We start from the raw sequence: 11,951 nt of genomic DNA, 5'->3' as shown, positions 1-11,951 counted from the left end.
GTAAGGACTTTTGTGTCTCCGCCCACCCGAACGGGGGCACCTGTGTTCAAATCCGCCAACGCGGGTACCTGAGCGGCACATCCTTCAGCCAAGGGGGACCAGATGAGCAACGAACTCGGCCTTCATCCCGTACCGGACCTGCTGGAAGGCCACGACACGCCGGAGCAGGAAGCGATCCGGCGGAAGGCGGCCATCGCCGTCGCTTCGCGGGCCAGGAGCCCCGAAGACTGCGCGACCCTGCTGGAGATGCTGGGCCTGCACGACGGCGGCCGCAGCTCCGAAGTAGCGTGATTCAGCGGTCGCCGCGCGCCGCCACGAGATCCGCGACGAAGGCCCGGTAGGCCTCGTCGCGGTCCGGCGCGCGTAGCACCGCCGACGGGTGCACGGTGGCGACGGCGGTGGTGGCGAACTCGGCGAGGTCGATCCGCTCGCCACGGCTGCGGGTGATGCGGAAGTCGTCGCCCAGCAGCGCCTTCGCCGCCGTCGCACCGAGGAAGACGAGCAGCTCCGGGTGAACCGCCTCCAGTTCGGCGTGCAGCCATGGACGGCAGGCGACGATCTCGGTCTTGGACGGTGTCTTGTGGATCCGCCGTTTGCCGCGTTCGTCCCGTTTGAACTTGAAGTGCTTGACCGCGTTGGTGACGTAGATCTTCCGGCGGTCGAAGCCCGCTTCGTCGAGGGCCCGGTCGAGCAGCCGTCCGGCGGGCCCCACGAACGGGGCGCCCTGCCGATCCTCCTGATCGCCGGGTTGTTCGCCGACCACCATGATCTCCGCCTCGCGGGAGCCTTCGCCGAAAACGGTCTGGGTGGCGTCGCGGTAGAGAACGCAGCCGTGGCAGCCGGATGCCGCCGAACGAAGCCTCTCCAGGTCCACGGTCGCGGGCGGATCCGCCCCGGGTGCCTTGGTCGCCATGGCGGCCGGATTCCCCGCCCGGTGGTGGGACAAACCGGTTACGTGCGCGCCGCGCCGGGTAGCCAGCGGGTATGGCGATTTCGACCGAACCGGCCACCGCTTCCGTCCAGGACACCGTGCGTGTCGCGCTGCGGGTCGTCCTACCCACTCTCGCCGGCGGGGTGATCAAACGGCGGCCGCTGGGGATGGCCGCGGCCCAGAAACTCCAGTTCGACCGTTCCGCCGTGCGACTGCTGGGACGGCTCCGCTCCCGGTACGGTCCCGGCCCGCTGCGCCTGCGGATGCCCGGCCGCACGATCGACCTGGCGCTGTCCGGGGAAGACGTCGGCGAGGTGCTCGCCGCCGCGCCGGTGCCGTTCAGCCCGTCGACCAAGGAGAAGCGGGCGGCGCTGGGCCATTTCCAGCCGCACGGTGTGCTGATCTCGGATGCCGTGGAGCGCGCGCCGCGCCGCCGGTTCAACGAGGACATCCTCGAACCGGGGCAGCCGCTGCACGACCTCGCCGCACCCTTCGCCGCGGCGATCGCAGAAGAGGCGGCGTCGCTCTGGGACGGCGGCACGCTGGACTGGGACACCTTCACCGTGGCCTGGTGGCGGATGGTCCGGAGGGTCACGCTCGGCGAGTCCGCGGCGGGCGACGACGGCCTCACCGACGCGCTCGCCCGGCTGCGGAAGGACGCGAACTGGGCGTACGCGCACCCGCGGCGCGACCGGCTCCACGATCAGTTCCGCACCCGGCTCATCGGTCACCTGGAACGGGCGGAGCCGGGGAGCCTCGCCGAAGCCATCGCGTCGGCAGGCCCGTCGGGGGAGCGGTCGATGGACGTCGTCGCCGACCAGGTCGCCCACTGGCTCTTCGCGTTCGACGCCGCCGGGATCGTCACCTTCCGCGCGCTCGCGTTGCTGGCCACCCACCCCGCTGCGCGGGAACGGGCCGACGAGGAGGTCGCGGCCGCCGACCTGACCGCGCCCGGCCAATTCACGTATCTGCGCGCCTGTGCCCTCGAATCGGTCCGGCTGTGGCCGACGACGCCCGCGCTACTGCGCGAGAGCACGGCCGAAACCGCCTGGGGACCCGCGGGGACCACGGTGCTGATCTTCACCCCGTTCTTCCACCGCGACCCCGAATCCCTGCCCTACGCCGACCGGTTCGAACCCGGGATCTGGCTGGACGGCAGCGCGGCGGCCAATCCGGCGCTGGTCCCGTTCAGTGCCGGACCGGCCATCTGCCCGGGCCGGGACCTCGTGCTGTTCTGCGTGAGCACGATCCTGGCGCATGCGATCAAGGACCGGCGTTTCGAGCTGGTCTCCGGGGCCGTCCTCGGGCCGGAGCGGCCGCTGCCCGCGACGCTCGACAACTTCCACCTGAAGTTCTCGGTGGTCCCGGACTAGTCTTCGACCCATTCGAGCAGGTCGCCGGGCTGGCATTCGAGCACCCGGCACATCGCTTCGAGGGTGCTGAACCGGACGGCCTTGGCACGGCCGTTCTTCAGCACCGCCACGTTCGCCGGGGTGAGCCCGACGAGTTCGGCGAATTCGCCGACACTCATCTTGCGTTTGGCCAGCTCGACGTCGATGCGGACGACGATCGGCATCAGATCACCTGTTCCAGGTCGGATCGCAGGGTGGTGGCCTGCCGGAGCAACGTGCGCAGTACGACCATGAGCAGGCCCAGCACGGTGACGCCGACCAACCCCAGGAACAACAGCAGGGGCAGGCCCGGGTCTTCGGCGTTGAAGCCGACGTAGAGGAACACGCCCACCAGCACCACCCAGCCGGCGAGGATCGCCCACACGATGGCGTCCACCCATCTCAGGGACGCCTCGGTGAAGATCCGGTCCTTCTTGACCAGGGTCAGCAGTTGCCAGGTGGCGACGATCACGACCTGGCCGCAGAGCACCCAGAAGATGGAGATCGCCGTCGCGGGCCAGCGCAGGTACGCCATTTCGGGGTCCTGCCGAGCCATGTGCGCGAACTGCCCCGGCAGGGACATGGTCTGGAAGAGGACGAGGACCCCGAACAGCAGCACGAGGAACACTCGGAGAGGCGCGACCGCCCGTTGACCTGTGATCATGCATCGAGTTTCGCGTGTTATCTATCGAAAGTCAATCGGTAGTTATCGGGTTTCGGTGGACTGGAAGCGTCCTTCGCCGCATCTGGCGCGGGGAGGGGCCCTTCGGGGCGCGATGGTCGGCGTGTGGCCTGTGGGGCGTTGCGAAAGCCACTTTCGCAACCCTCAACGTTGCGAAAGTGGCTTTCGCAACCTCAGCTCACCCCGCACGGAGGTCGGGTGCGTCCCGGCGCGGCCGGGTGCGTCCCGGCACGTCGGAGGGCGTTGCGAAAGCCACTTTCGCAACGCTCAACGTTGCGAAAGTGGCTTTCGCGACATGTCCGGGGGCTCACGAGCCGGTGCGCAGATCGAGCCGCATCAGCCAGCGCGGCTTCCGGTCCGAGCGTGCCTTGGTCTCTTCGACGAGTTCGAACCCCGCGGCGGCGAACAGCCCGATGGTCCCGACGTGCGCCGCGGAGGAGTTGATCCGTCCCCGGCCGGGATCGACGGGGTAGCCCTCGATGACGGGGGCGCCGTGCGACCGGGCGTAGGAGACCGCGCCGTCCAGCAGCGCGTGCGCCACGCCCTTGCGGCGATGTCCGGACCGGACGACGAAACAGATGACCGTCCACACCGGAATGTCGTCGATCGCCGGCATCGTGCGGGAACGCGTCAGGCGATGCAGCTGGGCGCGCGGGTCGACACCGCACCAGCCGACCGGCCTGGTGCCGTCGTAGGCGAGCACGCCGGGCGCGGGGTCCGCCGCGCAGAGGCCGCGGACGTGCTCCGCGCGTTCGTCGCCGCGCAACCGGCTGTAGTCCGCGGGTTTCGCGCGATAGGCGAGACATCAGCAGGCGCGGTCGTTCCCCTTCGGATCGAGGATCGTCGCGACGTCGCCGAACCGGTCGGCCGTCGCGGGGTGGAGGGCATACGGGGACCCTAAAGCGGCGTTCGCGAAATTGCCCCACCGCGTTCGGTGAACGGGGTTGAATTTTTGGTGCGCGAAGGAATTCACCCGGCGGTAGTCATGCCGTTGTCGCGCCGGGAGGCGTCTGCCAGGATGCTCGTGACCCGACCAGAAGGAGTGTTCCAGTGGCTTCCCGTCTCAATCCCTACCTCAGCTTCGCCGGCGACGCCCGGCAGGCCATGGAGTTCTACAAGTCGGTGTTCGGCGGAGAACTGACGCTGAATACGTTCGGAGAGTCCGGGATGGCCGGAACCCCGGCGGAGGACCAGATCATGCACAGTCAGCTCGATTCCCCGAGCGGCTACACGATCATGGCCTCGGACACGCCGCCGGGAATGGAGCACAATCCGGGCACCAACGTGTCGATCAGCCTAAGTGGCGAAGACGGCGAGGAATTGCGCGGCTACTGGGAGAAACTCTCCGCCGACGGCACCGTTTCGGTTCCCTTCGAAAAGCAGATGTGGGGCGACGAATTCGGTGCCTGCATCGACAAGTTCGGCATCTCGTGGATGGTGAACGTCGTTCTGTCCTAGGGCTTCCGGCCTATGCGCGAGTGTCGTTTCGCGTGCTTGGACGGACGACTCGCGTGATTGGATGGACGACACGTGTGATTGGACGGACGACACACGCCGGAGCCCTGGCCGCGGCCGTGTCGTCCATTCCATCACGCGTGTCGTCCGTCTGATCACGCGTGTCGTCCGCGCGGTCACGTGAAGTCGCCGGCCTCACGGACTCTGAGTACTCAGGCGCCAGCAAAAACCCCGGTGCCGAGCCGTCTCGTGAGTGGTAAGGACGGTTAGAACCGTCCTTACCACTCACGACCGGGCGCGCGGTCAGACGGGCCGGAACCGGACGTCGAGCACGCCTCGCGGATCTTCCCGGCCGAGTCCCCGCAGATGGATCGGCGCGCCGCCGGGGTTGTCGTACAGCCGGATGCCGTCGCCGAGCAGGACCGGCGCGATGTGCAGGTCGATCTCGTCGATCAACCCCAGCGCGAGCAGCTGGCGGCCGATGTCCGGCGAGAACACCTCGAGGTTCTTCCCGTTCGCCGCCTCCAGCCCGATCCGGACGGCTTCGTCCGCGCCGCAGTTCAGGAACGTCACCCCGTCGGTGGGCGTGGCGTCTTCGGGGTGGTGGGTCAGCACGAACAGCGGGCCTTTCCAGGCGCCGCCGTAGATCCCGCTCGGGTCGGGGTAGGCGTCCCAGCCGTCGCGGCCGCCGAGGACGGCGCCGGTGGTCGTGGCGTATTCGTCGATCAGGTCCGGCCGGGAGGTGATCCCGGTCATCCAGTCCATGCCGTGGCCAGGGCCCGCGACGAAACCGTCGAGCGACATCGTGAAATGCCACAGCACTTTCCCGTCGGCGGTCTGTGGTTCGAGCATCCCGGCCTCCTGGTGGTTGCGCTATGCAATCGGTCAGCTCAAGATAAAGTGGGCGATGGTAGATTGCAACCACTTCTGGTGGAGGTGAGGGAATGGCGGAACCCGCCCGTTCCGGCTGCCCGATCAACGCCGCGGTCGAGGCGTTCGGCGACAGCTGGAGCCTGCTCGTGCTGCGGGACATCATGTTCGGCACCCGGCGCTATTTCCGGGAACTGCTCGCCGGATCCGAAGAGGGGATCGCGTCCAACATCCTCGCCGACCGGCTGAAGCGGCTGGTCAAGGCCGGTCTGCTGACCCGCGAGGACGCCGGGCCCGGCAAACGGGCCGCCTACAGCCTGACCGAGGCGTCGATCCAGCTGGTGCCCGTGTTCGCGCACCTCGGGGCCTGGGGCCTCGAGCATCGTCCGACGACCGAGCGCCTGCGGGTCCGGGCCGAACTGCTCGCCGCGGGCGGGCCGGAACTGTGGTCGGAGTTCATGGCCGAGCTCCGGGTCGTCCACCTCGGTGAGCCGGCACCGGAGAAGGACGGCCCCGGCGTGCTGGAGCGCCTCGCCGCCGCGTACGAAGCGGCCCTCTGAAGCCACGCCCTCGTTGATTGTTCTTCCCGAATCAAGGGTTCCGGTCAACCCGCCCCCGGGATGTAGTAGCCCGCGACGGAGCGACGGGCTGGTAGGGAGAGGGAATGAGCTCAGCGGAGGGTGTTGTCCTGGTGATCGGCTGCGGGTCGCGGCCGTACCGGGAGTACCTGTTGGCGTCGGCCGGGCATCGGCATCCCTTGTGGTTGTTCACCGGGACCGAGCCGACCTGGCAGGAGCGCTACATCACCGGCGCGACGGTGTTGGACACACAGGACCAGGACGCCGTGCTGGCCGCGGCCCGTGCGCTCGCCGCCACGACACCGGTACTCGGCGTGGTGTCCTGGGACGAGGCGCTGATCGTGGCGGCGGCACATGTCGCGGACGAACTCGGGGTGCCGGGCGCCGGGATCTCCGCGATCGAAGGCTGCCGTGACAAGTGGTTCAGCCGCCGGACGCTCACCGCGGCCGGCGTCGCGCAGCCCGATTTCGGGTTCGTGCACGACGACGACCAAGCCGTCCGCGTGGCCGAGCGGATCGGGTACCCGGTGGTGGTCAAGCCTCGCGGGGGCGGCGCCAGCATCGGCGTCAGTCTCGCGGAAGACGCCGAGGCGGTGCGGAAGGCGTTCCGGACAGCGGAGGACGCCAGCTTCGGCGGCTCTCCCGCCTACAAGGGCGGGGCGCTGGTCGAGGAGTATCTGAGCGGCCCGGAGATCAGCGTGGACGGCGCGATCGTGGACGGCGAGTACACGCCGATGTTCGTGGCCCGCAAGACGGTCGGCATGCATCCGTACTTCGAAGAACTCGGCCACCTGGTCAGCTCCGCGGATGAACTGCTCGCCGACCCGGTCCTGCGGTCGACGCTGATCCGTGCGCACGGCGCGATCGACTTCCGGTACGGCATCACGCATACCGAGCTCAAGCTCACCGAACGAGGACCGGTGATCGTGGAGATCAACGGCAGGCTCGGCGGCGACCTGATCCCGTTGCTCGCCAAGTTCGCGACCGGGGTCGACCCGGGCGCGGCCGCGGTCGACGTCGCGCTCGGCATGCGCCCCCATATCCCGCACGAGGCCGAACCCCGGTGGGTCGGCGTACGGTTCGGCTACCCGAAACAGGACTGTGTCGTCGAGTCCGTGTCCGTACCGGATACCTTGCGGGACAACGGAATCCTCGCCGCGGGCAGGCTCGTCGAGCCGGGTGCGCGCCTGCGGCTGCCGCCGGCGGAGTTCATCTCGCGGCACGCGTACGTGATCTGCGCGGGCACCGACCCCGAAGACTGCGAAGCGGTGCTGGACAAGGCCATGGCCCAGGTCCAGCTGACCGCGCATCCCCTGTTGCCCTCGGTGGCCGCCGGCGCCTGACCGCGCACCGGCACCGCAGCACACCTTCCCAGCACTCTCAAACGATGGCGGAGCGAACAAATGGCGAACCGTGATGTCGAGCTGCTCGCAGTCGGAGCAGGACCGTCCAATCTGGCACTGGCAGTGGCGCTGGAAGAGCTCGCGCCCGGCCTGGCCCGCGAATCGGTCCTGCTCGAACGGGACGAAGAGGTCTCCTGGCAGCGGGGCATGCTCCTGCCGGAGGCGCTGTCGCAGGTCTCGTTCCTCAAGGACCTGGTGACCCTGCGCAACCCGCGCAGCCGCTTCTCGTTCCTGAACTACCTGCACGCCACGAACCGGCTCAACGAATTCGTGAACATGGGCAGTTTCGTCCCGTACCGGGTGGAACTCGCCGACTATCTCAAGTGGACGGCCGACTCGCTTTCCCTGGTGGACCTGCAGCGTGGCCGGGAATGCCGTGAGATCACTCCCGTGTGGACGGACGGCACACTCACCGGATGGGATACGCACGTCGCCGACGGCGAGGTCATCCGCAGCCGCTACCTGGTGGTCGGTGCCGGGCGCGACGCACGGATCCCCGACCTGCTCCGCACGGTGAACCAGGAGCGCGTCATCCACAGCACCCAGTATCTGCCGAGGATCGCGAAGCTGCGCAAGGACCTTCCGTACCGCGTCGCGGTGATCGGCGCCGGGCAGAGCGCGGCGGAACTGTTCAGCTCGGTGCAGAACGATCTGCCCGAATGCAAACCGACCATGGTGATGCGTTCGATCGGCCTGAACTACTACGAGAGCAGCAAGTTCAACAACGAGCTGTTCTTCCCGTCCCATGTGGACACCTTCTTCGATTCCCGGCCGGAAGCACGCGAGCAGATGCTCAAGGAGATGCACCACACGAACTACTCCGGGCTGGCGCCGGGCACGATGGACGCGCTCTACCGCTCGATCTATCTGGACCGTCTTTCCGGCCGTTCCCGGCTGAAGATGATCACGATGAACGACCTCACCGACGCCCGTGACGATGGCGAGGAGATCGTGCTGGAGCTGACCGACCGGCGCACCGGCGAGAGCCAGGAACTGCGGACCGACCTCGTGCTGCTCGGCACCGGTTTCTCCCCGGAGATGCCGAGGATGGTCCAGGAGATCGCGAAGTCGATCGGCCTGTCGGAGATCAAGGTGACCCGCGACTACCGGCTGGAGATCGACCAGCCCGCCACCGCGGCCGTCTACCTCCAGGGCGTCAACGAGGCCACGCACGGCATCGCGGACTCGCTGCTGAGCGTCCTCGCCCCGCGGGCCAACGACATCCTGCAGGACCTCCTCGCCCACCGTGGCGAAAACCCTTCGGTGCCGCCGCAACCGACTTCGGAAACCACCCCCATCGTCGCCACCCGCTGACCCACGAGAAGGAAGAGGAAGTCATGGAGATCCGTCCGCTCGAGCGGGAAAAGATGGTCTTCGAGAACGGTGCCTACGGCCAGCGGCTGCTGCCGTGGGCGGCACTGAACGCGCCGTTCGAAGGCGCCTGGGTGACGGTGCCGGCGCACGGCGCGACGGGTGCGCATTCCCACCACGAGTACGAGATCTTCATCGCCGTCAACGGCGAGGCCGTCGTCGAGTCCGGGGGAGAACGCCGTGCCTTCCGGCCCGGCGACATCGAGTTCCACAAGCCCGGTACCGAGCACCGCATCCTCAACGACGGTGCGGAGGACTTCGAGATGTACGCGATCTGGTGGGACTCCGACATGACGGTGAAGTTCGCCGCCCGGCATGAGGCGGAGGCGTGAGCATGGCCGACACGCGACCGGTGGTGATCATCGGCGGCCCGCCGACGTCGAACGGGGATCTGCACATCGGGCATATCGCCGGCCCGTACCTCGGTGCCGACGTGCACCGGCGGTATCTGCGCGCGGCCGGCCGCGAGGCCGTGTTCGCCTCCTGTACCGACGACAGCCAGACCTACCTCGTCACCAGCGCGGCCAGGGTCGGGCTGACGCCGCCCGAACTGGTGAAGCAGTCGACGGAGAACATCCAACGCACGTTCAAGGCGATGGGGGTCGAGGTCGACGGCTTCTCGCCGACCGACGAAGGCTACAAGGCGCTGGTCTACGACTACGTCAAACGCTTGTACGACAAGGGAAAGCTGCGCCTGCGGAAGGTGCGTCTGCCCTACAGCGAGAGCAAGGGCGAGTTCCTGGTCGAAGGGTTCGTCGGCGGTGGCTGCCCGACCTGTCTCGCCGACAGCCGCGGTGGTTTCTGCGAGGGCTGCGGGCATCCGATCGACTTCGACGCGCTCATCGAGCCGTACTCGGTGCTCGACCCGGCCGACGAGGTGACCTACCGCGAGACCGAGATCATGGTCTTCCCGGTTTCGGAGTACCGCGAACAGCTCCTGGCCTACTACGAAGGGCGCGGTCCCGCGTGGCGGCCGCACGTGCTCGGGCTGATGCGGGAACTGCTGGCCGGGCCGTTGCCCGACTTCGCGATCACGTATCCGGTGAAATGGGGCCTGCCGGCGCCGTTCCTCCAGACGCCGGGGCAACGGCTCAACGCCTGGGTCGAGGGGATGCCCGCCTCGATGTACTGCACCGAGTACGCGTTGCGGCGCAACGGGAAGCCGAAGGTCGCCGACGACGACGCCTGGCTCGCGGAGAACGACGCGCGGGTCGTGGTGTTCATGGGGTTCGACCCGCTGTTCACCTGGGGCGTGGTCCACGTCGCCGAGCTGATGGCCCTCGAAGGTCGTTACGTCCTCCCGGACACCTTGCTGGTCAACGAGTTCTACGAACTGGAGAACGAGAAGTTCTCCACCAGCAAGGGACACGTGGTCTGGGCCCGTGAGCTGGCGGCCGAGGTGCCCCGCGACATCGCGCGGTTCCACCTCAACCTCACCGCTCCGGAGTTCGCGCGGACCAACTTCTCCCGCGCGGCACTGGAAAAGGTCGCGGGGGAGCGGCTCGTCACGCCCTGGAACGAAGTCGCCGAGACGCTGGCCAAACTCACCGCCGAGGTCGGCGGCGAGAACGGTTCGCTCCCGGTGTCGACCGAGGCCACGGAACGCGCGGCGGCGATGGTCTCCCGGTTCGCCCTGAACTACGAACTCGAGGACTTCAGCCTCAGCCGGGCCGCCGATCTGGTGGTGCAGCACGTCGAACGCCTGCGCGCGGCGACGGAACGCACGCTGAAGGGCAACCTCGACCAGGAGATGCTCCGTGCGCGGCTCGGCGATCTCTTCCTCGAACTGCGGGCGCTGATCGGCTGTGCCTCGCCGATCCTGATCGACCTCGCCGAGCGTGCCGCCGAAGCGGGCGGATTCGAACTCCGGATCACCGCGGCCGCCTTCGACGTCACGCACACCACGGCTTTCCCCGTGCCATCACTGGAATTCCCCCCGACGAGCGAGGTCTGAGACCCCATGTCACTCGACAGCACCCTCTCCACCGACGCGGCCCGGAGTTCCCGGCTCGCCGAACGCCTGCTGGTCCCGGCGGGATTCGTCACCACGGCGGGCAACGCGTTCCAGATCACCGCCGCCGCGATCCTGGTCTTCCACGCCGAACAGACCACCCTCGCGGTCGGCTGGCTGTTCATCGCGGTGTCGATCCCGCAGGTCGCGCTCGCGGTCCTGTTCGGGAAACTGGTCGACAAGGTCGATCGCCGGATGCTGTGCGTGGCGGCGGACCTGGTGAGCGCGATGACCGCGTTCGCGCTGCCGGTGTGGCTGTGGATCGGCGGTCCGGCGAACCTCGGCTCCTACATAGCGAACTTCATGCTCGCCTGCACCGCGGCGTTGTTCATGCCCGCGAGCAACGGCCTGATCAAGGAACGGATCCGCGACGAGCGGCTAGGGAAGTTCAACTCCCACTTCGAGATGGCGAGCAACTCCGGCATGCTGCTGGCGTCTTCGCTGGCCGGCTTCCTGGTGATCTGGTTCGGCGCCACGCCGTTGTTCGTGTTCAACTCGCTGAGCTTCGTCCTCTCGGCCGTGCTGGTCTACGCGATCGGCCGCAAGCCCGCCAAGGCGCCGGTGACCGAGAAGACCACGGCCACCGACCCGTCGGCGCCGGTCGAAGTCCCCGTGCGCCAGCCCGTCAAGCGGCTCGCGCTGCTGTACGCCAACGGCAACATCGGCCTGATGGTCGCCAACGTCATCCTGACGACGCTGATCCTGCAGACGTTCAACCAGGGCGCGTGGATGATCGGCGTGGTCGACGCGCTGGCCGGGGTCGGGTTCATCGTCGGCGCCGCGGCGTACGGCAAGGTCAGCAAACGGTTCAAGGGGATCCACCTCGCGGTGCTCGGCACGCTCGGGAACCTGATCTGCCTCGCGATTCAGCCCCTGCACTACATCGCGCTGATGGCGGCGATCCCGTTCGCCGGGTTCTGCTTCGCGCAGGGCCGGATCGCGGCCCGCACGCTGCTGATGCGGGCCAGCCCGGAGGAACGCGTCGGCCGGATCTTCGGTGGCACCCAGGCCCTCGGTCTCGGGCTCGGCGTCGGCGCGACGGTCGCGTTGTCTTCGCTGGCGGACGCGACGGCGGTGCCCTATGCCTTCTGGGGACTGGCGATCCTGCAGGGCGCGATCGTGATCGGCACCTACTTCAGCTTGGCGAAACCGCTGTCGGCGCAGGAGAAGCGGCCGGCCGAGGTTCTCGAGGCGACCGCCGCGTAAGTGGTCACCATCGGAAGTCCTCCGGAGGTCTCGACGGCCCAGCTTCCCGCTGG

14 protein-coding genes are annotated in these 11,951 nt (G+C 68.2%); 9 read left to right on the top strand and 5 right to left on the bottom strand.

Translation table 11 applies throughout. The features are described from left to right. The first annotated feature begins 102 nt into the window (after nt 1-102). Complete coding sequence (locus ACZ3HL_RS40500) at nt 103-291, top strand: hypothetical protein (RefSeq protein WP_465417946.1); 189 nt, start codon at nt 103-105, stop codon at nt 289-291. A gap of 1 nt (nt 292) precedes the next feature. On the opposite strand, the gene ACZ3HL_RS40495 is transcribed toward ACZ3HL_RS40500, so the two are convergent. After that, nucleotides 293-913 (bottom strand): UdgX family uracil-DNA binding protein, encoded by a 621-nt coding sequence (locus tag ACZ3HL_RS40495; RefSeq protein WP_465537023.1) that lies wholly within the window; start codon nt 911-913, stop codon nt 293-295. A gap of 71 nt (nt 914-984) precedes the next feature. Between ACZ3HL_RS40495 and ACZ3HL_RS40490 the strand changes: the two genes are divergently transcribed. After that, nucleotides 985-2,304, top strand: coding sequence for a cytochrome P450 (locus ACZ3HL_RS40490; protein ID WP_465537020.1), 1,320 nt, complete (start codon nt 985-987; stop codon nt 2,302-2,304). Here the strand turns inward: ACZ3HL_RS40490 and ACZ3HL_RS40485 are convergent. From ACZ3HL_RS40485 to ACZ3HL_RS40475, 3 genes are all read right to left on the bottom strand, one after another. After that, complete coding sequence (locus ACZ3HL_RS40485) at nt 2,301-2,507, bottom strand: helix-turn-helix domain-containing protein (protein WP_034319648.1); 207 nt, start codon at nt 2,505-2,507, stop codon at nt 2,301-2,303. The two genes, ACZ3HL_RS40490 and ACZ3HL_RS40485, sit on opposite strands and share 4 nt — an antisense overlap. Continuing rightward, nucleotides 2,507-2,986: a DUF2975 domain-containing protein gene (locus ACZ3HL_RS40480; RefSeq protein WP_465537018.1), complete on the bottom strand. Its 480-nt coding sequence runs from the start codon at nt 2,984-2,986 to the stop codon at nt 2,507-2,509. The genes ACZ3HL_RS40485 and ACZ3HL_RS40480 overlap by 1 nt, the downstream gene beginning before the upstream one ends. Nucleotides 2,987-3,311: 325 nt before the next feature. Then, nucleotides 3,312-3,770 (bottom strand): GNAT family N-acetyltransferase, encoded by a 459-nt coding sequence (locus ACZ3HL_RS40475; protein ID WP_465537016.1) that lies wholly within the window; start codon nt 3,768-3,770, stop codon nt 3,312-3,314. A gap of 284 nt (nt 3,771-4,054) precedes the next feature. Between ACZ3HL_RS40475 and ACZ3HL_RS40470 the strand changes: the two genes are divergently transcribed. Then, entirely contained in the window at nt 4,055-4,462 is a 408-nt protein-coding gene (locus ACZ3HL_RS40470; protein WP_465417936.1) for a VOC family protein, read from the top strand. Between the two features lie 300 nt (nt 4,463-4,762). Here ACZ3HL_RS40470 and ACZ3HL_RS40465 read toward each other — a convergent pair whose 3' ends face one another. Beyond that, nucleotides 4,763-5,311, bottom strand: coding sequence for a dihydrofolate reductase family protein (locus tag ACZ3HL_RS40465; RefSeq protein ID WP_465537014.1), 549 nt, complete (start codon nt 5,309-5,311; stop codon nt 4,763-4,765). A 92-nt stretch (nt 5,312-5,403) separates the two neighbouring features. Between ACZ3HL_RS40465 and ACZ3HL_RS40460 the strand changes: the two genes are divergently transcribed. The 6 genes from ACZ3HL_RS40460 to ACZ3HL_RS40435 all read left to right on the top strand — a co-directional run bounded on the left by ACZ3HL_RS40460 (nt 5,404) and on the right by ACZ3HL_RS40435 (nt 11,898). After that, nucleotides 5,404-5,889: a winged helix-turn-helix transcriptional regulator gene (locus tag ACZ3HL_RS40460; protein WP_465417932.1), complete on the top strand. Its 486-nt coding sequence runs from the start codon at nt 5,404-5,406 to the stop codon at nt 5,887-5,889. A 104-nt stretch (nt 5,890-5,993) separates the two neighbouring features. After that, on the top strand, nt 5,994-7,250 hold the full coding sequence (locus ACZ3HL_RS40455) for an ATP-grasp domain-containing protein (protein ID WP_465537011.1): 1,257 nt from the start codon (nt 5,994-5,996) through the stop codon (nt 7,248-7,250). Nucleotides 7,251-7,310: 60 nt separating this feature from the next. Beyond that, nucleotides 7,311-8,624 carry a lysine N(6)-hydroxylase/L-ornithine N(5)-oxygenase family protein gene (locus ACZ3HL_RS40450; RefSeq protein ID WP_465537010.1) on the top strand — a complete coding sequence of 438 codons (1,314 nt, stop codon included), beginning with the start codon at nt 7,311-7,313 and terminating at the stop codon, nt 8,622-8,624. 23 nt (nt 8,625-8,647) lie between these two features. Beyond that, on the top strand, nt 8,648-9,013 hold the full coding sequence (locus ACZ3HL_RS40445; RefSeq protein WP_465374115.1) for a cupin domain-containing protein: 366 nt from the start codon (nt 8,648-8,650) through the stop codon (nt 9,011-9,013). 2 nt (nt 9,014-9,015) lie between these two features. Next, nucleotides 9,016-10,635, top strand: a complete 1,620-nt coding sequence (locus tag ACZ3HL_RS40440; protein WP_465537008.1) for a class I tRNA ligase family protein — start codon at nt 9,016-9,018, stop codon at nt 10,633-10,635. Nucleotides 10,636-10,641: 6 nt separating this feature from the next. Next, nucleotides 10,642-11,898 (top strand): MFS transporter, encoded by a 1,257-nt coding sequence (locus tag ACZ3HL_RS40435; RefSeq protein WP_465537007.1) that lies wholly within the window; start codon nt 10,642-10,644, stop codon nt 11,896-11,898. Nucleotides 11,899-11,951: the final 53 nt, after the last annotated feature.

Source organism: Amycolatopsis sp. NPDC000009 (assembly GCF_055563465.1).
This window is presented reverse-complemented; position numbering and strand designations above follow the sequence as displayed.